At 38.3% G+C, this 25,540-nt stretch carries 23 protein-coding genes; all 23 read left to right on the forward strand.

The genetic code is table 11. The features are described 5' to 3' along the window. On the forward strand, window positions 1–320 hold a 320-nt coding region (locus BO222_RS10435), incomplete at its 5' end, for an IS66 family transposase (protein WP_143357008.1). Between the two features lie 255 nt (window positions 321–575). Then, window positions 576–2,405: an LCP family protein gene (locus BO222_RS10440; RefSeq protein ID WP_075820742.1), complete on the forward strand. Its 1,830-nt coding sequence runs from the start codon at window positions 576–578 to the stop codon at window positions 2,403–2,405. 184 nt (window positions 2,406–2,589) lie between these two features. Beyond that, entirely contained in the window at window positions 2,590–3,015 is a 426-nt protein-coding gene (locus tag BO222_RS10445; RefSeq protein ID WP_075820743.1) for a hypothetical protein, read from the forward strand. Between the two features lie 5 nt (window positions 3,016–3,020). Further along, a complete protein-coding gene (locus BO222_RS10450; protein ID WP_075820744.1) occupies window positions 3,021–4,187 on the forward strand; it encodes a glycosyltransferase family protein in 1,167 nt (388 codons plus the stop codon). Between the two features lie 5 nt (window positions 4,188–4,192). Then, window positions 4,193–5,326: a dTDP-4-amino-4,6-dideoxygalactose transaminase gene (rffA, locus tag BO222_RS10455; protein WP_075820745.1), complete on the forward strand. Its 1,134-nt coding sequence runs from the start codon at window positions 4,193–4,195 to the stop codon at window positions 5,324–5,326. Then, on the forward strand, window positions 5,313–6,605 hold the full coding sequence (locus tag BO222_RS10460) for a lipopolysaccharide biosynthesis protein (RefSeq protein WP_075820746.1): 1,293 nt from the start codon (window positions 5,313–5,315) through the stop codon (window positions 6,603–6,605). The genes rffA and BO222_RS10460 overlap by 14 nt, the downstream gene beginning before the upstream one ends. Then, on the forward strand, window positions 6,598–7,977 hold the full coding sequence (locus BO222_RS10465; RefSeq protein WP_075820747.1) for a hypothetical protein: 1,380 nt from the start codon (window positions 6,598–6,600) through the stop codon (window positions 7,975–7,977). The genes BO222_RS10460 and BO222_RS10465 overlap by 8 nt, the downstream gene beginning before the upstream one ends. Window positions 7,978–8,025: 48 nt before the next feature. Continuing rightward, entirely contained in the window at window positions 8,026–9,150 is a 1,125-nt protein-coding gene (locus tag BO222_RS10470; RefSeq protein WP_075820748.1) for an ABC transporter ATP-binding protein, read from the forward strand. Further along, window positions 9,147–9,926, forward strand: coding sequence for an ABC transporter permease (locus BO222_RS10475; protein WP_075820749.1), 780 nt, complete (start codon window positions 9,147–9,149; stop codon window positions 9,924–9,926). Before BO222_RS10470 ends, BO222_RS10475 begins: the two co-directional genes overlap by 4 nt. A 226-nt stretch (window positions 9,927–10,152) precedes the next feature. Continuing rightward, window positions 10,153–12,582 carry a glycosyltransferase gene (locus tag BO222_RS10480; RefSeq protein ID WP_075820750.1) on the forward strand — a complete coding sequence of 810 codons (2,430 nt, stop codon included), beginning with the start codon at window positions 10,153–10,155 and terminating at the stop codon, window positions 12,580–12,582. 30 nt (window positions 12,583–12,612) lie between these two features. Continuing rightward, entirely contained in the window at window positions 12,613–13,572 is a 960-nt protein-coding gene (locus BO222_RS10485) for a glycosyltransferase (RefSeq protein WP_075820751.1), read from the forward strand. A gap of 22 nt (window positions 13,573–13,594) precedes the next feature. Then, complete coding sequence (locus BO222_RS10490) at window positions 13,595–14,365, forward strand: glycosyltransferase (RefSeq protein WP_075820752.1); 771 nt, start codon at window positions 13,595–13,597, stop codon at window positions 14,363–14,365. A 132-nt stretch (window positions 14,366–14,497) separates the two neighbouring features. Further along, complete coding sequence (locus tag BO222_RS10495; protein WP_075820753.1) at window positions 14,498–15,475, forward strand: glycosyltransferase; 978 nt, start codon at window positions 14,498–14,500, stop codon at window positions 15,473–15,475. 52 nt (window positions 15,476–15,527) lie between these two features. Continuing rightward, window positions 15,528–16,235, forward strand: coding sequence for a glycosyltransferase family 2 protein (locus BO222_RS10500; protein WP_075820754.1), 708 nt, complete (start codon window positions 15,528–15,530; stop codon window positions 16,233–16,235). Further along, complete coding sequence (locus BO222_RS10505; protein WP_075820755.1) at window positions 16,235–16,702, forward strand: DUF2304 family protein; 468 nt, start codon at window positions 16,235–16,237, stop codon at window positions 16,700–16,702. The genes BO222_RS10500 and BO222_RS10505 overlap by 1 nt, the downstream gene beginning before the upstream one ends. 6 nt (window positions 16,703–16,708) lie before the next feature. Beyond that, on the forward strand, window positions 16,709–17,899 hold the full coding sequence (locus BO222_RS10510; RefSeq protein ID WP_075820756.1) for a methyltransferase domain-containing protein: 1,191 nt from the start codon (window positions 16,709–16,711) through the stop codon (window positions 17,897–17,899). Between the two features lie 126 nt (window positions 17,900–18,025). After that, window positions 18,026–18,913, forward strand: coding sequence for a glucose-1-phosphate thymidylyltransferase RfbA (gene rfbA / locus BO222_RS10515; RefSeq protein WP_075820757.1), 888 nt, complete (start codon window positions 18,026–18,028; stop codon window positions 18,911–18,913). 9 nt (window positions 18,914–18,922) lie between these two features. Beyond that, window positions 18,923–19,504, forward strand: a complete 582-nt coding sequence (gene rfbC, locus BO222_RS10520) for a dTDP-4-dehydrorhamnose 3,5-epimerase (protein WP_075820758.1) — start codon at window positions 18,923–18,925, stop codon at window positions 19,502–19,504. Between the two features lie 119 nt (window positions 19,505–19,623). Continuing rightward, window positions 19,624–20,658 carry a dTDP-glucose 4,6-dehydratase gene (gene rfbB, locus BO222_RS10525; RefSeq protein WP_075820759.1) on the forward strand — a complete coding sequence of 345 codons (1,035 nt, stop codon included), beginning with the start codon at window positions 19,624–19,626 and terminating at the stop codon, window positions 20,656–20,658. Window positions 20,659–20,723: 65 nt separating this feature from the next. Further along, the gene (gene rfbD, locus BO222_RS10530; protein ID WP_075820760.1) at window positions 20,724–21,578 is read left to right on the forward strand and encodes a dTDP-4-dehydrorhamnose reductase; all 855 of its coding nucleotides are present in this window, start codon (window positions 20,724–20,726) and stop codon (window positions 21,576–21,578) included. 352 nt (window positions 21,579–21,930) lie between these two features. Continuing rightward, a complete protein-coding gene (locus tag BO222_RS10535) occupies window positions 21,931–22,701 on the forward strand; it encodes a DUF4422 domain-containing protein (RefSeq protein ID WP_075820761.1) in 771 nt (256 codons plus the stop codon). Then, the gene (locus tag BO222_RS10540; RefSeq protein WP_075820762.1) at window positions 22,701–24,395 is read left to right on the forward strand and encodes a hypothetical protein; all 1,695 of its coding nucleotides are present in this window, start codon (window positions 22,701–22,703) and stop codon (window positions 24,393–24,395) included. The genes BO222_RS10535 and BO222_RS10540 overlap by 1 nt, the downstream gene beginning before the upstream one ends. 65 nt (window positions 24,396–24,460) lie before the next feature. Beyond that, window positions 24,461–25,498 (forward strand): GDP-mannose 4,6-dehydratase, encoded by a 1,038-nt coding sequence (locus tag BO222_RS10545; protein ID WP_075820763.1) that lies wholly within the window; start codon window positions 24,461–24,463, stop codon window positions 25,496–25,498. The last annotated feature ends 42 nt before the right edge of the window (window positions 25,499–25,540 follow it).

Raw genomic sequence — 25,540 nt, forward strand, 5'->3', positions numbered from 1 at the left:
ATGAAGCCGGTCTGAGAGTATTCCTTGATGATCCGCTGGTTCCGGCCCATAACAACAGTTCAGAAGAAGCATTTGTCTCCATAGCGAGAGGACGGCATAACTGGCTGTTCGCATACAGTGAAGACGGAGCCAGAGCGCTGACGCTTCTGTCTTCGATAGTCAAGACAGCCAGACGCTGCGGACTGAATGTCCTCAAGTATCTCGAACTGGTGATGAACAGATTCCAGAAATGGCGCGGTTCAGTTATACCGGCTGATGTCATTGACAGCGTTCTTCCCTGGAATGATGAAATCAGAGAACTCTGTGCTCTGTCAGTCTGAATCAATAATACTTCAATGTAAAAAAGGCGAAGTTCTTTGCGTCCTGCAGCTTTCCTGAGAGGAAAACTGCAGAATTCAAAAGATTCTTCGCCTTTAATGGTATATAGGTAATTTCATTTCGGGCAACCCGTCAAATATAAAGAACTTACAGTCATGCTTCGGATCTTAGGAAACCTTGAAATGATGGCTCAGGATGTTTATAATTGAGACAGTTTTTTTTGGCTGTCTGATGCTGAAAATTAGAGGGGAATTAGAATGGCAAAAAAGAAAGTCGACAGGCGCCGCAAATTCAGGCGAAGAGCAGGCCCAATATGCTGGATTGTTTCTCTGCTTGCACTGGCAGCTGTTGGATATTTAATATTTGAATTAATCAGGCTGGATATTCTTCCGGTATATATGATGATTCTTGTATGTCTGGGACTGATTCTCGTCAGCTTTTTGATTATCCGATTCTGGTTATTCAAAAGCCGCAGACCAATTTCAAGATACTTAACAGGACTGATCGTAATTATCCTGGCTTTAAGTTGTTCGCTGGCAGGAAAATATGTTAAAGATACATCTATCATGCTTGATCGCGTGACGGATCTTACAGACAAAATGGCAAATACAGTCACAGTTTATGCCATGATTAATAATATGGATTCTGAGAAAGATCTGGATCAGACTTCTCTTGGAGTCATGAGGCAGGAAGAACCTGAAGGAACTCAGGGCTTGCTGGATAGTCTGGATAAAAAAGGGATTCATCCACAAACAGTAGAATATGATTCAGTCTATCAGCTCGTTGATGATCTATATAATGGAGAGATAAGTGCTATTGCTCTTCCTGAACAACTGCATGATGCATTAAATGAAGCGGCAAATGATGTCAATCGCTACAATGCGCTGACGACTTTTACAAATGTAGTCGATCAGTACATTTATTACACAGATCGAGACGCATCCATGCTTAATCCTGCTGACCCTGTGAATAATGTCATGACAGATCCGTTTGTCGTTTTAATTTCAGGAAATGACAGCTACGGAACTTTAAATAGTGTATCCAGGTCGGATGTCAATATGCTGGTTGCGATTAATCCAAAAACGGCAGAAATACTGATGGTTTCTTTGCCTCGTGATACTTATACGGAAATCACATGCAAAAAGAACCAAACTGCCTGTGAAGGATTACAGGGACAGTTTGATAAATTGACTCATTCTGGTCTTTATGGGGTAGGAACAACAGAATCCACTGTAGAAGATTTGCTTGATGTTCCAATCAACTATACAGTCAGGCTGAACTTCTCTTCATTGATCAACATCGTTGATGCCATTGGAGGAATTGAGGTAGAAGTTGAACCTGGACTTGAAGTTGAAACCTTCTATGCAAACGGAACGGAAGGGGTTAAGGCAGGATGGAATCATCTGGATGGAGAGAGAGCTCTTGCTTTTTCACGAGAGAGACACGCTTATTCAGATGGAGACAATCAACGGGTTAAAAACCAGCAAACCGTTATGAAAGCTCTGATTCGAGCTATGATATCTCCTTCGATGATTTCCAACTATCCGAAAGTAATGGAAGCTTTATCAACCGCTTTTGAGACCAACATGAGTACCAAAGATGTGAAAAGACTGCTGACTTTAGAATTGAGCCGCTTTCCAAATTGGAATATTCAATCGGTCGCACTGGTCAATTCATCATCGATGGAGTATTCGCCGTCAGTTCAGGGATTTGCTTCAGTCACTCTGGCTGATGAAGGCCAGCTTCAGACTGTTCATGATTTGATTATGGATGTTCTGAATGGAAATAACCCGGTAATTCCCGATATTTACAGTACCAGTTCGAATACTTTCCATACCAGTGAGGATGGAACAGCTGAACAGGTCAATGAATATTCTAGCGAATATTACGATCCAAACACCTATCAGCAGCCTGTAGATGTTTACGATAATGCATGGTCTGAACAATATTCTGACCAACAGACAGATCTTTACGATCAGGGCGCTTCAGTGAATGAGGAACCGTTGAGCGAACCGGAAAATAATGAGACTATATTCGATGAAGGTCAGCATTATGATCCAGAGGTATTCGTAGAACCTCTGCCATAAGTTCGTTATTAAGCTTCTGTGATTTTATTGAGTATAAAAAACGCTTCCTGGTTTATGGAAGCGTTTTTTAATTCGTGTTTTTTTTAGAAGTTATGATATAAGACCACACATATTGAATGGTTGAAGTTCAGAGTTATTGGCTTTCTTTCGAAATGATCAGTCGAATGTTTATAATGGTAGCTATATGGTTGCAGAAAAGCTTAGAAAAAAACTGATCTATTTTTGCTGGCTTTTGCTATTTATGCTCATTCTTTTTTTTGTTGGAGCTATTTTATACAGAAAGACCAGCCAGATCAATTTAACTGCTGACCTTGTGATCGAAATCCAGGGAACGGATGGATACGGAGAAATTGTCTCAATTTCGAATCAGCAAAATCAGGCCGATCCAATCCGAAATATTTATCTTTCACAGATTGAGTACGAAGCCTTCCCAGATTCATCACTGAAAAATGGTCAGTCAGTTGTAGTAGAGGCAATTGATGATATGGAGTTATCCAGAAAATATCAATTATATCCGGTAGAACGGAAGAGAACATTTATTATTGATGGGCTTAATGATCAGGATCAGATCATCCAGATCGTTCTGAGTGAGTCCTCAGATAAGGAGTAATCCCAATGAAAACAGCAATTATCTGTATCAGCGATCCTTATCTGGTTCGAGGAAAGCAGTTGAAAGATTTCTATACTAATGTTTGCCATGACGAAGTGATTATCCTGACTCCTGACTTTTCACATCGAAACAAGGCCTACATCGAAATAGATGATTCTCAAATCAAATTGATTCATCATCCATCCTATAAGAAAAATCTATCTGTTCGACGAATGGTCGGGCATTGGTTATTTGCAAGAAGGTGCAGACTCTTTCTTGAGAATTATTCTCCAGATCGTATCCATTGTCTGATGCCTGCTAATTCTCTTGGTCCTGAAATGGCTGCTTACAAGAAGAAAAATCCAGAAACACAGCTGATTTTCGATGTGCTCGATCTTTGGCCTGAATCTTTTCCCATCAGTATGGGGCGTTATATTCCTGGGTTTGGTCTGTGGAAAAAATTGAGACAGAGTGCTCTTGAAAAGGCTGACCAGGTATATACCGAATGTGAGTTTTACAAACAATTTTTACCTGATTCGGTTGCTGATAAAGCGCAGACTTTATATTGGGCTGGGATCGATCAAGAGCCTAAACTTGAACAGAACTGGGATTCGAGCAGCATCGATATTGCCTATTTAGGCAGCATAAACCATATATTGGATCTTGATCTCATGGTTTCTTTAATGACGTGTATTGCACGGGATAAAAAAGTAGTTTTCCATTTGATTGGGGCTGGAGAAAAAAAGGAAGAACTCTGCAGCCGATTACGATTGATTAACAATCTGGATTTGATCGACCATGGCGAAGTCTATGATTCAACAAGAAAGCAGGAAATATTTAATCGATGCCGGTTTGGGCTGAATTTAATGAAATCGCATATTATTGTGGCTTTATCGATGAAGTCCATTGATTATTTTCAGTCAGGGCTTCCAGTAATCAATAATCTGTCTGGGGATACCTGGGATTTTATTGAAATGTATAATGCAGGCTATAACCTGGATGCAGACCATATAGAGATAGTAGCCAGGAAAATCATCGAACAGTCAGAAATGGATAATCAAAGGATGAGAAGAGCTGCCCGGAAGCTCTTTTTACATTCGTTTTCGATCCATGCTTTTGAAGAAGTTCTTAAGCTTGAGACTGTTAATACTAATCAGAATCAATGGATGACAGAGCCTGTCAGGAAAGGATAGAAAGCATGATTAATTTTAACATTCCTCCCGTTACGGGGAATGAACTTCAATATATTCAAAAAGCCATCGGAAACAGGAAGATCTGTGGAGATGGCGAATTTACAAAAAAATGCTCGCAATGGATGGAAGAACGTTTTAAAGTTCAGAAAGTATTGATGACGACCAGTGGAACATCCGCATTGGATCTTGCAGTAATGTTGTGCGATCTCAAAGAAGGGGATGAAGTGATTCTGCCTAGTTTTACCTTCTCTTCTACTGCGACTGCTCCGTTGTTATCGCAAGCCTCTCTTGTTTTTGTAGATCTGGATCCGAAAACGATGAATATTGATCCTGAAAGGATTCGTGAGGCGATTACTGATAAAACAAAAGTTGTGATCATTATGCATTATGGCGGAATTTCCTGTGACATGGATAAAATTATGGATATTGTAAAAGAACATAATCTGATCCTGATTGAAGATGCTGCGCAGGGAGTCATGGCAAGTTTTAAGGGAAAAGCCTTAGGTACTTTTGGAGATTTCGGCTGCTATTCATTCCATGAAACCAAAAACTACTCTATGGGTGAAGGTGGAGCTCTTCTGATTAACAATCCTCAGTACAATGAACGGGCTGAAATTTTACGAGAAAAGGGAACTGACAGATCAAAATTCAATCGAGGCCAAGTCGATAAATATACCTGGGTGGATCGAGGCGATTCTTTTTTACCAAGTGAGCTGAATACGGCTTATCTGTTTGCTCAGCTTGAACAGGCTGATCAAATTAATGAAGATCGAAAGAACACCTGGAATTTCTATTATTCGCAGCTTGAAGATCTTCAGGCAAAACGTCAGATTGAATTGCCTTACCTTCCTGAAGGTGCACAACATAATGCCCATCTGTTTTATATAAAAACCAAAGATCTCGAAGAACGGTCGCAGCTGATCCAGTTCGCCAGGGAGCAAGGAGTTCAGCTCGTTTTTCATTATATTCCACTTCATTCAGCTCCAGCCGGACTTAAATATGGCCGAATGTCTGGAGAAGATCAATTTACTACTGTTGAAAGTGAAAGACTTGTGCGTCTTCCAATGTATTATGGAATGACATCTGAAGATGCAAAAAAGACGGTCTCGGTGATCAGAGAGTTTTATGAAAACAGATAATCAAATCAAAGTTGAATCTGTAAATCCAAAACAGATGGAAGCAGCAGGTAAAGACTATTTATGGAATACTTTCGGAACATTCTTTTATTTTTTCTGTCAGTATCTGCTTACGATTCTGGTCGTACGCCTGGGTAATTTTATGGATGCCGGAATATTTTCGATTGTTCTATCCATTACAAACATTTTCTACTGTGTTTCGATTTATGGAGTTCGTAATTATCAGGTTGCTGATATTGAAAATCGTTTTTCAGATTCAGATTATATTCATTTCAGACATCTGTGCACTCTGATCGCTTTAGGGCTGTTTGTGATCAGTCTTCCTTTTTTTGGATACTCTGTTTACACAAGCGTATGCTGTCTGATTTATCTGTTTTATAAATTTGGCGAAAGTTATATGGATGTGTTATTTGGGATTTTTCAGAAAAGAGATGAAGTCAAAAAGATTGCAATCTCCTATATGATTAAAGGAATTGTCTCAGTAACAACATTCACTCTTGGAATGATCCTGTTTCACTCACTGATGGCTACTTTACTGATTAATACGCTGGGGATTTTTGTTGTATTAATCTTTTATGATATCCAGCATGAAAAGGGATTAACTGGACCGAAGCTGACCAGAAATCAGGCTCTGGTATTATTAAGAGATTGTTTTCCGTTAATGCTTTATTCACTTCTTGTTCCGGCGCTCAATTTGATCATGCGTACCGATATCGAGAAAATGTTTGGTACTGAACAGCTTGGCTATTTTTCCTCAGTTACAATGGTGCTTTCCATATTAAATGTATTGATGACTTCAGTGTTCGTTATGTTGATTCCAACGATATCGATTCTTTATGCTGAAGCGAAAACAAAGAAGCTGATCCGATTGATACTGATTGCGGTTGCTGGTTTTGGCCTATTGTGTCTTGCAGGTGTTGGAGCCGGTGCTCTGCTTGGTGATTTTGTGTTTTCACTTTTGTTTGGAAAAGAAATTCTACCTTATATGAATCTGCTTGCACCAACAATTATTGCTTCAATTATTCTGAGCTGCGTGACTTTCTTTAGCTCAGTGCTGACATCTTTTTCGAAAAATGATGAAGTGTTGATTGGCAATTTTCCATCGGTGCTTATTGTATTCCTGTTTACTCCGATGATCCTTCAAAAGTCTGGAATGATAGGCTCTGTATTCCTGCTGTGTCTGGGATTGTTTGTTTCGGCATTGATTTTATTCGGGTTTATTTTTTTAGCGATTCATCGCAGGAATAGAAAGAAAGAAATGAAGCGGGGCCGGCATGAATAACAAGAAATTATTTCCCATAAGCGCAAGTCTTTTAATCATTTTGGCTGCGGGATTTACGATCGTATGTACACTCGGTTTAGATACAAGATATGCACCAGATGAAGTCATGCGTAAACAGATTGCAGACTTTATCGTCATGAATGGTTATCTTCCTTGGGGGGATGAGCCAGAACTTATAACGGTGTGGGGCTTTAATTACTCTTTTTCTCCATATTTTCCAACGATTCTTGGCTCGTTATTTATGAAGGCTGCGAGCTTGTTTACTGATAATCCATATATTTTATTGGCTGCATTCAGACAGGTATCAACAATATCTGTTATAGGAACAGGCATTTACAGTATGCTTATTGCTCAGAATGTATTTCACAGGTATGGTGTGCAATTGCTGTTTGTCAGCCTGTCGCTGTTTCTTCCGCAATTCCTGTATTTAGCCAGTTACTTTAACAATGACATCTTCAGTATTTTTCTTGGATACGGTTTTGTCTATTGCTGGATTCGGGCTTTACGTAACGGTTGGACAGGTACTCAATGTGTTCATCTGGGAATTTTATGCGGATTGATGTCGATCACTTATTATTTTGGATATGCTTACCTGTTAGCCAGCCTTATTGTTTTCTGTATTTCCTGCTGGAAAGAAAAAACAGATAAGATTTATTTTTGGAGCCGCTTCGTTATTGTATTTCTGATTGCCTTTACGATCGGCGGATGGTGGTTTATCAAAAATGCAAACTTTATGGCCTTTGATTTTCTGGGGTTTAAAGCCACTGAATTTTATCAGGAGATGTATGGACAGAATCTGAATCTGCTCCACCCAGCGGATACCATGAGTTTTATCGATATGATATTTAAACCTGTTGGACAGGGCGATGAAGCTATGCTGTGGTGGAGACACTCTTTGATGTCTTACATTGGAGTATTTCAATCCATGTCAGTGGTTATGCATTGGAAATACTATGTTTTCTATTTTTTAATTCTGGGTTCGGGATTTATAACAGGTTTTGTATTCAGCCTGAAATCTTTTATTAAAATGAATAAAAACAGACTGTTTATGATCGCTTTGGTAATCTCGATTGTTCTTCCGGTCTTTTTAAGCGCATATAACTCATATGTAAATGATTATCAACCCCAGGGAAGATATATGATGTCAAGCTTATGCGCTGTTATGCTTTGCGTGGCCTATGGTTTTTCTAAGCTTGAAACGATTTTTGATCGAGCCCAGGGATGGTTGTTGAATACAGTTTTTAGAATTAAGCCAGATTTCAGATTGAGCTTATCGTTAATCACAGCTTTATTCTTCTGTTATAAAGGACTGCAGCTCTACTATCTTCATAATGCTGAAATTTTGTTTACAAACCTGTCAAGGCTGTTTTAAACGATAGACTTTATGATATTATTTGGACTTTGAGAAAGGATGGAATTGATGGAAAAAGAAAATGCAATCGAAGTAAGAAATATGACGAAATCCTTCAAAATTTACAAGGATCAGGCGAAAACCATCAAGGACCGTCTTGTTCGAGCGGGTTCAAAACCAGAGATAAAAACTGTGCTGGAAGATATTAATCTGGATATCCATAAAGGGGAAACCGTTGCCTTAATTGGCACAAACGGAAGTGGAAAATCAACCCTGTTAAAGTTGATGACCAAAATCCTGTATCCGAATAAAGGCACAGTCTCAACGCAGGGAAAATTAACCAGTTTGCTTGAGTTGGGGGCCGGATTTCACATGGATTTTACCGGTAGAGAAAACATTTACTTTAATGCCTCAGTCTTTGGGTTGACCAGAAAAGAAATTGACAAAAGAATTGACCGTATTATTGAATTTTCTGAACTGGGACCAAATATTGATGAACCTGTTCGAACGTATTCATCAGGAATGTATATGCGATTGGCTTTTTCAATTGCAATTAATGTTGATGCGGATATATTGCTGGTTGATGAAATTTTGGCTGTCGGGGATCAGCACTTTCAGAATAAGTGCTTTGAAAAACTGGAAGAGCTTCGTGATTCAGATAAAACAATTGTTATTGTTTCTCATTCTTTGGATACTGTTCAAAATCTTTGTTCCCGAGCGATCTGGGTCTATCATGGTCGCATACAGTTAGATGGAGATCCAGCTTATGTCATTCGACAATATTTAAAACAAAGCGCGCTGGACAACGAAGAAAACTTCAGTAAAAACGATGGAGAAGAATCTCATAAGCATGCAGGAGTAATTCATATTGATACTCCGCACAATTTTGAATCCATTAAGGCCAAGCAAATCCTGAATGTATCAGGATGGGCTGTGTCAACATCAAAAAAGGAAACAATTGAGATTGGATTTGACCAGTCAATGAATCCAGTCGAAAAGCAGATTGCCAGACCAGATGTTTACGAAGTCTATGAAGAGGAATATGCTGGCCTGATTAAGGACGATATTCTCGGATTTAATATACAGATCATGGTTCCGGAAGATATTTCTGGCGATGCCAGATTAACCGCGGTGTTGAAAGCAGATGGTCGAATAATTGATCGAAAGAAAGTCCGTTTGAGGGTGGAAGAATGAGCTTATTCAGACAAATCTATCAGTATAGAGAGCTCCTGCTCACAAATGTTAAAAAGGATATTCGAGGAAAGTACAAAGGAAGTGTATTAGGGGTCATCTGGTCTTTTCTCAATCCACTTCTGCAGGTATTTGTTTATTATCTGGTTTTTCCGTATCTTCTCGGAAATGTGATCCCCAACTACCTGATCTATCTGATTACCGGTCTTATTCCCTGGACATTCTTTTTAAGTACTGTGACCGGGGGAACCCGATGCATCAAAGATAACGCAGGGATCATCAAGAAAGTTTACTTTCCAAGAGAAATTCTGATGATTTCACAGGTATTATCCGGGCTGGTTAATTTTTATATATCCTGTCTGATCATATTGATCTTCTGTCTCTTTGGAGGAGTAGGTATAAGCATTCATGTTCTTCTGGTCCCATTTATCGCCTTGATTCAGGCAGTTTTGTCTTTGGGATTAATTCTGATTCTTGGATCGATCGAACCTTATATTCAGGATCTGGAGTTTATTGTTCAGTTTATCCTGCAGATGGGTTTCTATGGAACACCAGTGATCTATACAATTACTCAGTTTCAAAATGCAGGATGGCTGCTCAAGATCATTGAATACAACCCATTAACAGTTCTTCTTAATGCTTACAGGGATTGCTTTCTTTACCATGTCTGGCCAGATATGAATGCCATTCTCATTGTTTTGGCTGGCAGCCTGCTGTTATTGATCATTGGAATGATGATCTTTAGAAAACTCGAGAGAAATTTTGCTGAAGTTCTCTGATATGAGCTTGTATTGGATCTTATCTTTTTTGCTTTTAAGTCTGATTTTGGATCAGTCCGGTTGAGTTTCAGCAGTAATTTTTCTTTTTGCAGAACTGACTTTTATTTAATGTTTCTGAATCAGACAGAACACTCGAAACCAGCTCATTCTATTTGCATGACTGGTTTCTTTTTTATTAGTCTGAAGTGTGTTGATCGTACTGTTGAATGATCACAGGGAGGTTTTAATGAATCACTTTAAAATATCTGATATTTATGCGCAGAAGGTTACGGATGGCTATAGTCTGATTATCAATGGAATTCTCGACCAGGGACAGATCCTGATATCAGTTGATCAAGTCAGCGAGCTGATCAATGAACCAGAAATTTATATGGTGATGGTTCCCGAACGAGATATCAATCATCCGTCTGGCAGGGTGGTTAAATTAAAACTTACTGCCCTGCCCGAAACCATCCAAATTTATGCAAACGGAATTCCAGATTCGGTGATTGATTCAGAACAGCTGAAAAATGCTCTGAAGAAGAATTCATTTCGGATCCGTGCAGCTGCTGATCCCATAAGTGAAAATAAAATAAAAATTCATGGTTCTGTTTTTGCGGGGGATGGACAAAAAGTTTCGCTGAGCCTGGTCAATATGGATGATGAGTCCGATGGATCATCTGATTCCGAGATAAGAATTCCCGAAATCCAGAGAATGAATGATGAGCAGCTGCAGATTTTTTATGCTCAAAAAGAAAATCTGGCAAGTGGTTTTTCCATTGAAACGGATTTAGATCGTATGAAAAATCTGGCTCTTGTTCTTGAAAGCCAGGAAGAAAGTGAGCAGATTCCGCTTGAGGATATTGTTTCTGATACCCGAAACAGTGAAAACGTCAGTAAATTGAATCGTTCAAAAGAATATCTGAGTCAGTTTGGGTTAAGAAAGACAATATCGAAGGCAGTAGAAAAAAGCAGTCAGCATTTTGGAGGAACTAGTTATCACCATTACGCCATCAGACAGCTTCCTTCAGATGATGAATTAACCAGACAAAAACAAACTGAATTTGAATATGAACCTCTGATTTCACTGATTGTTGCAGCTTATAATACCCCAGAATCATTCTTCAATGAGATGATTAAGAGTGTGCTGAATCAAAGCTATTCCAATTGGGAACTCTGCATTGCGGATGGTTCGGATAATAACAATATCGATGAATGGCTAAAAAGAATTAAAGATCCAAGAATCAAGTATAAAAAGCTGACTGAGAATCAGGGAATTGCTGGAAACATGAACGAAGCATTAAATATGGCAATTGGAGATTATATTGGATTCTTCGACCATGATGACCTTTTGCGAAAAGATTGTCTTTTTAAGGTAGTACAGGCTCTTCAAACCCACAGATATGATGTTCTCTATACGGATGAAGATAAATATGTCTCCGAAACAGAAACTTTTACCGAACCGCATTATAAACCAAATTTTTCTATTGATCTTTTAAGATCTGAAAACTACATTACTCATTTTTTAGTTGTAAGCCGTTCTATTGCCAGTCAGCTTGAAGGTTTTCGATCAGAATACGAAGGATCACAGGATTATGACTATGTTCTTCGAGCTAGTGAAATTGCAGGCTCGATTGCCCATATTCCCGAAATTCTCTATCATTGGCGGATTCATGAAGACAGCACGGCTATGAAGGCTGCAAGTAAGATGTATTGCTTTGAAAATGGAAAAAAAGCCCTTGAAGATCACCTTTTGCGGATGAATATTATGGCCAGAGTTGAAATGCTTCCTGCACCTTACTATGGAAAATTCAGAGTGTATTATCCGCAGGATCCAAATCTGAAAATCTCTATCCTGGTTGATCGTCCATTTGATCGATCAAGTGAGAGATTTTATGCCGATGAATTAGCAGAGAGTCTGCTTCAATCTGAGTATCAGAATTTTGAGGTTCTGATTGCACCCGGATCATTGATTGAAAAAGATGGAGCTTATATCCAGCTTCAAAAAGCAGGGAAAATAATCGAAATTTCACATCTGGATGAAGAAAATAAAGCAGAATTTTTCAATAAAGCATCACAGCATGCCCATGGAGATCTGCTTCTCTTTATGAGTGGAGAGCTTTCAATCAGGGACAGTGAAACTTTAGGAGAGATGTCCAGTTTAGTCCGTATGGACAGGACAGGAGCTGTAACAGGAAAGATTTTGAACCGAAAAGGTCTGATCAGTGAATTTGGAACAGTAATCCGTCCTGAACAATCTGCTTTGCAGGTTCCTGCCTTCAGAAATCTTGAATACTTTCATGCTGGATATCAGGGACGCTGTCTGACTCTTTCGAATTTTTCGGCATTTTCAGATTCAGCTTTAATGGTTAGAAAAGATGTATTCATGAATCTTGGCGGGTTTTCAGAGAGTTATTCGGATAATGAATTTGCAGCCGAATTCTGTATTCGGCTTTTGAATAAAGGATATTGGAATATTGCAGATCCTTTTGCACTTTTTACGGTACCTACAAACCGAAACTGGATAAAAAATACAAGGAGCAGGAAGCTTTCAAATTCACAGAATGTTCAAAAGAGTTTAAGAGAGAACTTACCTCTGTTTTTTAGAAATGGAGATCCATTCTACAATCCGAATTTTGAAAATTCTTTACAACCATTCCATATTCCTGAAAGCTAAGTCTATTGAAGAAAAGAGGAGATGAATCCGATGAATGTCTCAACAGTTATGAGTGTTTATAATCCAAATGAATTTCTAGAAAAACAGTTGGATTCAATTCGAAATCAAAGCAGTGCCTGTGATGAAGTTATTCTGGTCGATGACTGCTCAACAAATGATGCAGTCTGCAGAGTCAATTCCTATATTGAAAAATATTCTCTGGATCATTGGAAATTGTATAAATCCAAAAAGAATCGTGGCTTCATTGAGACATTCAGAAAGGGTTTAAGTCTGGCTTCTGGAGATATAATTGTTCTTTGCGATCAGGATGATATCTGGAAGATAGATAAAGTGGAGTCCATAAAGCATGAATTTGAGATCCATCCTGAGATTCTCGCATTAGGAACTTCCTTTGAAGCAATCGATGAATTCGATCAGACAATACCAATAGTTGTTCACAAAGGAAAGTCCAATAATAATCTGCTTCGTAAGAAAGTCGAAAAAGGAAAGCTGACGCCACTGGCATACAGAGATATCGCCATTTATAACTTTACTCCAGGATGTACTGCAGCCATCAGATCTTCATTAAAAAACGACTATTTACAATGGACGGGTGACTTACCTCATGATTGGGCCCTGTTTGCGATTGCTGCCTTAAACGATGGACTATTTTATCTGGATAAGAAAACAACACTTTACCGGCAGCATGGCTCCAATACTTATGGATTAAAACATCTCAGTTCTCTGGAAAACAGAAAAAAAAGAGCAGCTGAAGATTATACTCAAAAACAGGCTCTGGCTTCATTGGTTCAAACTTTCTCAAAGCGAAAGAATGACCAGAATATGGCAAAGAAAGTTGAAAAATTTTATGAAAAACGTCTGCAGATGCTAAAACAGAAAAATCTGGCTGCAGCTTCTATGCTTTTGGTTGAATCCTTACAATATCCATTTCTGTATCAGACGATCGGTGCAGATATCAAATCCATTTTTGATTCGAGAAAATCGACATAAAAGTCATGAGGTCTGAATGCTTATGAGTGAGAAAGCAAGTCATGAAAATCATTTATATAATCTGGTCTGTATGGCAGCCTGTAATGGTGAAAAGTATATAGACGCTCAGATCAAATCGATTCTTAATCAGTTGAATGAAGACGACAGGTTATTCATCAGTATCGATCCTTCAAAGGATCAAACAAAAGAGATAGTTGATACCTTTAAAAAACAGGATTCAAGAATTTTTGCACTCAATGGTCCAGGACAGGGAATCCAGAAGAATTTTGAATTCCTGCTTAGTAAAGCACAGGTGTATTTAAAAAAACGAAGAGATTATGATCCGGAATGCTTACAGAAAACTTTAATCTATTTATGTGACCAGGATGACCTATGGCATAAGAATAAAATTCCTGTTGTTGAGAAATTTTTTTTACAGGAGCCTATCAATCTGCTTGTTCATGACTGTGATCTGATTGATGAAAACGGATTAATGCTGGAACAATCCTACTTTGAACTGCATCGGACTAAACCAGGATATTTAGATAATCTGGTTCGAAATTCTTATATTGGATGCTGTATGATTTTTCGAGCAGAGCTTCTGGAAAAAATTCTTCCATTTCCACAGCCAATACCGATGCACGATCAGTGGATTGGTTTAAAAGCACGGCAATATGGGAGACAAAAATGGTTGAAAGAGCCATTGATCAGTTACCGTAGACATGGTAAGAACGCTTCAGATTTAACCCATTCAAAACTTACTCAGATGATTCAATGGAGATTTCAGATAATCAAGGCTCTATTACAGAAGTGATTTCAAGATTGAAACTAAAACATAGTCAGATCAAACAGAATATTTCTGAAGTAACATTTATGGAGATTAAAGATCGATAAGTATAGAAACTTGATGAAACTTATAGGTCATTTGGAATATGAGGAGAAAGTCATGAAGATTGGTGTGATTGTTGCTGTCTATAATGGTGAACGCTTTTTGTTGGAGCAGTTGGAATCGATTGCCAATCAGAGTCGAAAACCTGACGCTATATGGATCCGTGATGATGGGTCCACTGATCAGTCAAAGCCATTAGTTCAGCAATTTATTACAGACCATTCAGAGCTTTGCATCCACTTTATTCAGGGACAAAATGTTGGTTTTAAAGAGAATTTTCGGCTGCTGTTATCAGAAGCCTATAACAAAATGGATTGGATTTTCCTAAGCGATCAGGATGATCGATGGGATTCAGATCGAATTCTGAAAATGGAAAAGCAAATTCAAAAGGTTGATAACATGTCAGCAATCGCCAGTTCATTTCGTTTTATGAATCAAAAATCTGAAATATACTCTATACCGCTAAAACAGGGATGGTCTAACCAGAATCTGATTCCCAGAGTGATTTCAGAATTCAGGCTGGAACCTATTTCGGTGGATGAACTTACTTTTCATAATTATTTTCAGGGGTGTGCTATGGCTGTTCACCAATCGGTTGCCGAAGAATATCTGAAAATCAATAATCCTTATTTACCTCATGATTGGATGTTATCTTTGATTGCGGCAAGCAAAAATGAACTTTACTTTTGGAACGAACCTTTATTTGATTATCGCATTCATGCTGATAATACGATCGGTTTGCCTCAAAGCAGTCGATTTGAATTTTTCAATCGAATTAAAAATATGAATACTCTGTATAATCGAACAATAGTCATCAAACAGTCAAAAGAAGTTCTTGAGACTTTGGAAATCAATTATCCGGAGCTGATGACTGAAAATAGAAAACAACAACTGCAATTCACTAAAGAAAACCTGAAACTGATAGAATACAAAAAAATTATTCCATTGATCGGACAGTTTTCTAACCCCTTTTACCATCAATATAAATCGAAATTTGGACAGATTATGGATTTAATTTACTGTATAACCCACTAATCAGGAACGAATAGTAAGTGATCAATTAGGATTACTAAGAAAGGTAATAAAAATGAAGAATAAAAGACAGTCTGATATTCTTCTGATCATTCCCGCTTTTAATGAAGAAGAATGCATTGAGCGAGTCGTCAGAAATCTTATCGAGCACTATCCTCAGTTTGATTACGTCATTGTGAATGATGGATCAACGGATGATACCTCGAAAATTGCACATCGTTGTGATTTTAATGTAGTAGATTTACCAATAAATTTAGGACTGACAGGTGCATTTCAAACTGGTATGAAATATGCAGCAAAGAATAATTACTTTTGTGCGATCCAATTTGATGCAGATGGTCAGCATAAACCTGAGCATATTCAGGAACTTTATGAATCGATTCGAAGAGGGAACGATATTGCGATTGGTTCACGGTTTGTAAAACATAAAAAACCATTTTCAATGAGAATGTTTGGAAGTCGACTGATTGAGACAGCAATACGACTAACAACCGGGCGGCATGTTAAGGATCCAACGAGTGGGATGAGAATGTATTCAAGTAATGTTATCCGAAAATTTGCTAATAATGTTAATTTGACTCCTGAACCGGATACAATTTCATATTTACTTAAGACTGGATCTTCTGTGGATGAAGTGCAGGTGGAGATGGATGAGAGGCTGGCTGGAGAAAGTTATCTGACACTTTCGAAATCTATTCGATACATGACTCTAATGCTTACAAGTATCTTGTTTGTACAGCCTTTCAGAGCGAGGAAAAACTGATGTCAATATTATTCAGACTATTATTAATTGGTACAGTTATTTTTGCTACCTATTGGATGTTCAGAATGATTAATCGTTCCAGGATGAAGATTTCTGATTCAATATTCTGGATTTTTCTAGCATTTATTTTAATTGTTTTGGGAATATACCCGAGTATTATGCGATCGTTCAGCGATGTTTTGGGAATTTATTCGGAAGCAAATCTTCTATTTGCGGTTATTCTTTTTATCATGCTCGTCAAAGTCTTTCTGATGTCGGTCGAAAACTCACGTTTAACCAATCGTATTGACAATCTTACCCAGCAGATCGCACTGAAAAATAGAGATGACAAAATTTATCTGGAAAGCCTGGAAAAGAAAGTTGAAAATCTTCAAAACGAGCTGGAAAAAGGGGCTGGAAAAAGCAACATAAAGAATTCGGAAATCCTCGTAAGCGAATCTTATTCTGAAGAAGAAATAAATATTTAATTAGTGATGAAGATTAGAAATGATATCAAAAATGAAAAATTATTTTCCACAGGGGAATTTGCATCAATTGCTCAGGTAACAAAACGCACTCTACAATTTTACGATCGAAAAGGATTACTGAAACCTAGTTATATCCTAGACAATGGGTATCGAAAATATACTCTAAAAGATTTAGAACGTCTTCAAAAGATTTTAATGTTTAAGGAACTGGGATTTTCACTGGATGAAATTACGATGCTCCTGCTCGATTCAAGAAAGGATCTTTTGAATTCAATACGTATTCAAAAAGATCTGGTCAATGATAAAATCAATCATTTAAAAAATGTTCATGAGTCCCTTGGATTGGCTTCATTGAAATTAGAGTCTGGAAACTCAGATTCTGAAGACGTTATCCTGAACCTCATACAGGTACTCAAAAAAGATGAAAATCTGGTCGAGCAGTATAAAACCGCTAATAATTTGAGAATCAGAACAAACTTGCATCAGAAGTATTCAACCGCAAAAGTTCCCTGGTTTGAATGGCTATTTTCTCAGCTCCGGTTTGATCACGTGAATCGAATTCTGGAAATTGGATGTGGAAATGGATTGTTATGGAAAAATTGCAGCCGGTCTATGCGCAATCGAGATATCTTCCTTTCAGACATTTCTGAAGGAATGGTTGATGAAGCCAGAAAACAGCTCAACACCTATGATTATTCTTTTATGGTGTTTGCAGCCGAGTCGATTCCATTTAAAAACAGTTATTTTGATGCAGTGATCGCAAACCATATGCTGTTTTATCTGAAGGATTTTTCGCAGGGTATGAAAGAGATCAATCGAGTTCTGTGCGATCATGGAACTTTGTATGCCTCAGCATATGGAAAAAACCATATGAAGGAAGTCACTGAACTTGTTAAGGAGTTTGATCCACAGATTTACCTGTCAGATGAAAATTTATTCGATCGATTTGGTAAGGAAAATGGCAAAGAACTGCTTTCCACATGGTTTAACGAGATTGTCTATATTCCTTATGAAGATCATCTTGAAGTAACAGATTCAAGAGATCTGGCTGATTATATTATTTCGTGTCATGGAAATCAGAATGAACGTCTGCGTGGACGAATTGACGAATTCCTGGAGTTTCTGGATTGTAAAATGAAACAAATGGGGAAAATAGTAATAACCAAAGATGCTGGGCTGTTCATCGCTAAAAAATAAACTTTTTTTTCAAAAGATTATGGGAAATCATCAAAGTTGGTGATTTCCCTTTTCTATTACGTAACGTCATAGTTTATTATGTATTCAGTTAACGAATTACAGGATAAAGGTCCGAGGAGGCATTTCATGAAAGGTATTATTCTTGCAGGCGGATCAGGTACCCGTCTGTACCCATTGACGAAGGTAACGAGTAAACAATTGCTGCCTGTGTTTGATAAACCAATGATTTACTATCCAATGAGCATCCTCATGGAAGCTGGAATCAAGGATATTCTTATTATTTCTACTCCGGAAGATACTCCGCGTTTTGAAGAACTGCTTGGGGATGGACATCAGTTTGGAGTCAATCTGTCTTATAAAGTGCAGCCGTCACCTGATGGACTTGCACAGGCATTTATCATCGGTGAAGATTTTATTGGAAATGATTCAGTAGCAATGATCCTTGGCGATAATATTTTCCATGGTCATGGACTGGCAAAACGTCTTCGGGCAGCTGCCGCTAAAGAAGATGGTGCAACTGTGTTTGGCTACTATGTTGAAGACCCGGAACGCTTTGGAGTGGTTGAATTTGATGATAACGGCCATGCTATTTCATTGGAAGAAAAACCAGAAAATCCTAAATCGAATTATGCCGTTACAGGGCTTTACTTCTATGACAATAATGTCGTTGAATACGCAAAAAATCTACAGCCTTCTCCAAGAGGAGAACTGGAAATCACAGATCTGAACAGGATTTATCTGGATAAAGGTCAATTAGGGGTCACATTATTGGGCGATGGCTTTACATGGCTTGATACAGGAACACATGAATCTTTAGTAGATGCAACCAACTTTGTAAAAACTGTAGAAGAGCACCAGCATAGAAAAATTGCTTGTCTCGAAGAAATCGCGTTTCGAAATGGCTGGATCGATCTGGATAAGATGAAGGAAATTTACGAGACATACAAGAAGAATCAATACGGTGCTTATCTCAAAAAGCTGATTGACCGCAAATATGTAGATAAGGAAGTGTAGGAATAGATTATGAAAGTACATGAAACCGAGATTCCTGGTGTTCTGATTATTGATACAGATGTTTTTGGAGATCACCGGGGATACTTTACAGAAACGTATAATAAGCCCAAATATGAAGCCGCAGGAATTCATGCTGATTTTGTGCAGGACAATATGTCTTTTTCAGCTCAGCCTGGAACGCTCCGGGGTCTGCATTGGCAAAATCCTCCATATGCTCAGGCAAAACTTGTCAGCTGTACAAAAGGCCGGGTGATTGATGTAGCGGTAGATATTCGTAAGGGATCGCCAACGTTCGGAAAATGGGTCGCCTGTGAGCTGTCTGAAGAAAACCACAGACAATTCTTTATTCCAAGAGGGTTTGCTCATGGCTTTCTGACTTTAAGTCCGGATGTTGAATTCCGCTACAAGGTCGATAATGTCTATAACAAGGAATCTGAAGGGGGAATGCAGTACGACGCCCCTGAAGTCAATGTAGATTGGGGAACATTGCTTGAGGGAATTGAACCCGTTCTTTCCGAAAAAGATATGGCTGCTCCAGACCTGACTCATTCAGATAACAAGTTTGTATATGAAGAAATGATTACAGAATAATTATTCTGGATAATCTATTGATGTATCTCATATTAAGGAAAAGATATTTTTGAAGGCTGGAATCATTCCAGGAAATAAGGAATTTAAAGCCAGTCTGTAATAACAAAAGGAGAAATTTTATGAAAATACTCGTAACAGGCGGTGCCGGATTTATCGGCGGTAACTTTGTTCAGTATATGGTGAATGAATATCCGGAAGATATGATTATCAATCTGGATAATCTGACATATGCCGGAAATCTGGAGACGCTGAAATCTGTTGAAGATAAACCGAATTATAAATTTATCAAGGGAGATATCGCTGACCGCGAATTTATTTTTGATCTTTTTGAAAAGGAAAGACCAGATGTTGTGATTAACTTTGCCGCTGAGTCTCATGTAGACCGTTCCATTGAAGATCCTGAAATCTTTGTTCGTACTAACGTTTTAGGGACGACCACTTTACTTGATGCGTCAAAAACTTATGGCGTAAAACGATATCATCAGGTATCTACTGATGAAGTTTATGGCGATCTACCGTTAGATCGTCCAGACCTCTTCTTTACAGAAGAAACGCCATTACATACAAGCTCCCCTTACTCTTCAAGTAAGGCTGCCGCTGATCTGTTTGTTCAGGCATATCATCGTACGTATGGACTGCCAACAACGATTTCGAGATGTTCAAACAACTATGGTCCATATCAATTCCCGGAAAAGCTGATTCCTTTAATGATTTCGCGTGCTCTTGCAGATGAAAGCCTTCCAGTGTATGGAAATGGTGCAAATGTTCGTGACTGGCTCCATGTTCTTGATCATTGCAAAGCGATCGATCTGATCATTCGCAAAGGCAAAGAAGGTGAAGTTTACAACGTGGGTGGCCATAATGAAAGAACCAACCTTGAAGTTGTAAAAACTATTCTGAAAGCTTTAGGAAAACCGGAATCTCTGATTACCTATGTCGAAGACCGCAAAGGCCATGATCAGCGTTATGCGATTGATCCTGCAAAACTCGAAAATGAGCTGGGCTGGGAACCAGAATATAATTTCGATACTGGAATCGCTCAGACCATTGACTGGTATCTGAATAACAGAGACTGGTGGGAAAATATTCTGTCTGGAGATTATCAGAATTACTTCCAGAAAATGTATGTAGATAAAGGCAGAGTTTCTGAATAATTGAATTTTAATCAGGCAGGGATGAAGTTCCTGCCTTTTCATAAAATAAATCTAAAGGAGTTCAAATGAAAATATTAGTAACTGGAGTGAATGGACAGCTTGGATTTGACGTCGTAGAAGAAGCAGAAAAACGGGGCATTGAAGCTGTTGGTGTAGATATTCAAAATTTGGATATTACAAACGAAGAACAGGTTAACGACGTCATTCTGAATGGAGATTATGATGCAGTCGTTCATTGCGCAGCCTGGACCGCAGTCGATAAGGCAGAAGAACCTGAATTGTTTGAAACTGTACGCAAGGTCAATGCCACAGGAACCAAATATATTGTGGAAGCCTGCCGAAAAAAAGATATCCCATTGATGTACTTTTCAACTGATTATGTTTTCGACGGCCAGGGAGAAGATCCCTGGATGGAAGACGCTCCGAGAAACCCTTTGAATGTTTATGGGATTACTAAAGCTGAAGGCGAAGAATATGTAGAAAGCTATCCAAAGCACTTCATTATCCGTATTTCCTGGGTGTTTGGACGCAACGGGAACAACTTTATTAAAACTATGCTGCGCCTGGGCAAGGAACATGATCAGCTGACTGTTGTCTCCGATCAGGTTGGTTCACCAACCTATACTTATGATCTGGCCAGACTGGTCGTCGATATGATTCTTACTGATGAATATGGAACTTATCATGCAACGAATCAGGGAGAATGCTCCTGGTATGATTTCGCCAAAGAAATCTTTAAGCAGGCCAATATGGATGTAAAAGTTTTGCCAGTCAGCAGTGATCAGTATCCAGCCAAAGCTAAACGTCCATCGAACTCACGAATGAACCAAACTAATCTTGATGATCACGGTTTTGATCGATTGCCGACATGGCAGGATGCGTTGTCAAGATACCTCGAACAGCTCAATAAGCAGAACTAAAATGGAATCTGTTTATCAGAATGTTTTCTATAATTATCTGTCCATGGATAAAAGGATCAGAACTCCTGATCCTTTTTCCACGTTTATGAACAGATGATTCGGAAAACGATCGATGAGAAAGAGAAGAGAGGATGTTTAATGTCTCGAAAAGAATCATACAATTTTGAATGCGGTTAACATGTATTTGTCAGATAGAAAATCTTTTCTTTTAAAAAATGACATTTTATATTTTTAATGCACGTCTGCCGGAGACGAACAAATTTTCCTGGCGGATCAAATCATGCTCCATTCATTGAGGAGAAACCATTCTCCTCTATAATAAGAATGACATCAATCTGAAAAGGACCTGTTTATGAATATAAAAATAATTGTTGCTGCTCATAAAAAATATCCTATCTCAGCTGAATCGATTTATCTGCCCGTACAGGTCGGAGCTTTTCAGCGGGAATCAATTGGCTATCAAAGAGATGATGAGGGCGAAAATATTTCTCATAAAAATCCAAACTATTGCGAACTTACAGGATTGTACTGGGCATGGAAAAACTTACCAAGTGATTATCTTGGACTCGTTCATTACCGACGCTATTTTGGAGGTTCGCAAAAAGGCAAGGGTATGGAGAAGGTTCTTTCTGATCAGGAAGCTGCAGAGATTCTGAATACCACGGATTGTATTCTTCCAAAAAAACAGCGGTACTTGATTGAGACCATTTATTCGCATTACGATCATACTCATTATGCACAGGATATTCAGAAAACCAGAAAGATCATTGCAGAATATTACCCAGAGTATCTGAATGCATTTGACAGACATATGGAGAAAAGGAGTTCTCATATGTTTAACATGTTTATCATGCGCCGCGATTTAGCAGACCAATACTGTAAGTTTTTGTTTGGTATTCTCGGGAAGCTTGAATCTGAGCTGGACATGGAAGCGTATGATCCGTTTCAGGCCAGAGTTCTTGGAAGAATTGGTGAAATTTTGCTGGATGTCTGGATTGATACCAATCAGATTAACTATAAAGAGATGCCTATGATTTATCTTGAGAAGATTAATTGGCGTAAAAAGATCATTGCGTTTCTTCAGGCAAAGTTCTTCCATAAAAAATATAAAGGGAGCTTTTGATGATAAAAAAAATAAGTACCTTCATAGAGAATCATTATTCCACCCTTGTTTGTCTTTGCATTTCTGCTTACTTTGTCTGTGCACTTGAAGTATCAACAATGATTCACTATCTCCCAGTTCTGCCTCTTCTGCTAAAACTGGTCAGATACGCTATTTATGCGGCGTTGCTGATTTTATGGGGAGTTGAATTCTGCTCAAGAGAGTTGGTCAGTAAATTTTCTGATTTTTTTTCAAAATTTACTCTCTGGCTGGTCAATCATCTGTTCTTTTGCCTGATTGCTTTTATCGCAATCATGATTTATCTGACTTCCGGCTCATTGATTCCCTTTGCTCTTTTATTAATGTTTGGCGTAATGCAATATGTAAAGACAGAGAAGGTTTTAAAATGGATTTTCTTTACACAGACAATTACGGCCGTTGGAATCATTTTGCTTTCATTAGTGGGAGTCATTGAAAATCTGGGATATCCAACGTTTTTAAGAGGAATCCGCTATTCCTTCGGATATATTTTTCCACTTGAACTCCATGTTCATTTTCTGATTCTGTCATTGATGTACTTGTATCTTTATCCAAAGCAGCATGGATGGAAGAGTTTTTTAGGCATTAGTGTTTTGAATTTTGTACTGTATCACTTTACTATTGCCAGAACGTCTTTTATTCTGGCAGAGTTTGCAGCCATAATGAGTTTGATTATCGCCTTGCTGCCTTCAAGATTCAAGGACTCCCTTTGTCGATGGAAATCCTGGCGTTATCTTATACCAGGCTTAACCGTGTTTGTTTTTCTGTTCTTTATCTTTCTGTGTCTGGCATATAATCCGGACCTGCTGGCGTGGGAACGTCTTGATGATATGCTTTCTGGAAGACTTCGCTTAGGTCAGTCTGCCTTACAGACTTATCCGCTGACTTTGTTTGGCCAGACTGTAAAGTGGCTTGGCTCGGGTGGTCCGGAAGGAGTTTATGTCTGGGAGAGTGCCTATAATTATGTTGATAATTCTTATATTAAGGATTTGATTGATAACGGTATTATCTTCTGGACTCTTGAAATTCTGGGATATATCTGGCTTCAGCTCAGAATGCTGCGTTCAAAGAATTTAATGGGATTTACGATCATCTGGGTATTTTTCATTCTCGGAATGATGGAACCAAGACTGGTGCTGATCCCGTTCAACTTTTTACTTTTATTATTTGGACCAGCCTGTTTAGCTTCAAATGTGCAGGTCGAGACCTGGATCAGCAAACTGTCCTGGATACGGGATAAAACAAGAGAGCTTTCAGTCTGGCAAAAAGCACTATTTGTAAGTCTGCTAGGAATTCTTTTGGTCTTTGGTTTTTTCAGGTTAAGAGAGCAGAGAATTCGTCTAGCTAGAGAAAAATTTGCCGATCAATTAATCGATCATAGAGATCAATATACAAGAGAATTATGGATGAGTGAATCTTCGGAATCTGAAGATCCATTCAATTGGAGAAGTACAATCTACAAAGCGGTCGAAAGTACTGACTCATATGAAAAGAAAGTTTATCAATTTGATAAAAGGAATCTTTCAGATGAGGCTTTCGGGAAAATATCAGAGCTCGATGAGCAGACCATCGAGAGAATTTATCAGAAACTTGTGAATAACCAACAGGGATCTGAGGCTAAAACTCTGAATGAAATCAAAAATGAAGTTGAAAAAGCCCGATTGGAATTAGAATGACCGCAATAATGAATCTTTAAAAGATAAAAATTTAACGATAAGTTTATGAATAAACGGAGGATCAAATGATTAATTTAGAAAATTCAAAAGTGCTGATCACAGGAGCAGCTGGTTTTATTGGCTCTAATCTCGCTAAAGACCTGCTGAAGAAATTCAAAGACATCAAGATCGTCGGAATTGATAATCTGAATGATTATTACGATGTACAGATTAAACATAACCGATTGGAAGATCTAAATCAGGACTCTCGTTTCGAATTTATTAAAGGAGATATTTCTGATAAAGAATTAATTGATCAGATCTTTGAAACATTCCATCCAGATGTTGTCGTGAATCTGGCCGCTCAGGCTGGAGTTAGATACTCTATCATAAATCCGGATGCCTATATTCAAAGTAATCTAATCGGATTCTATAACCTTCTTGAAGCGTGCCGTCATTATCCGGTAAAACATCTTTTATTCGCATCAAGTTCATCAGTTTATGGAGCAAATAAGAAAATTCCCTATTCGACTGAGGATAAAACAGACCATCCGGTGTCTCTTTATGCAGCTACAAAAAAATCCAATGAACTCTTAGCTTATGCATACTCAAAGCTTTACAAGATCCCGGCAACCGGTCTTCGATTCTTCACCGTTTATGGACCAGCAGGCAGACCGGATATGGCTTATTTTGGATTCACAGATAAACTCAGAAGAAATGAAACAATTGAGATCTTTAACTACGGAAATTGCAAACGCGATTTCACCTATATTGATGACATCGTTGAAGGTGTAATTCGAGTGATGGAAAAATCTCCGAAAAAAGATGAAAACGGTGTTGAATTCAAAGTTTATAACATTGGAAATAATGAACCGGAAAATCTTTTAGACTTTGTTACGATTCTGCAGGAAGAATTAATTCGTGCTCATGTATTACCGAAAGATTACAACTTTGAAGAGCATAAGAAATTGGTTGGCATGCAGCCTGGCGATGTCGAAGTTACATACGCGGATGTAACTGAATTAATTAAGGATTTTAACTTTCAGCCTAACACTTCATTGAGACAAGGCCTTCGAAATTTTGCAGAATGGTATGCAGACTATTATGGAACTTGTGAACAGTGATTTGATTTTTGTTAGATACTGTTTTAAATGAACTAACATGAG

Source organism: Ileibacterium valens, from assembly GCF_001945525.1.
Taxonomy (GTDB): Bacteria; Bacillota_I; Bacilli_A; order Erysipelotrichales; family Erysipelotrichaceae; genus Ileibacterium; species Ileibacterium valens.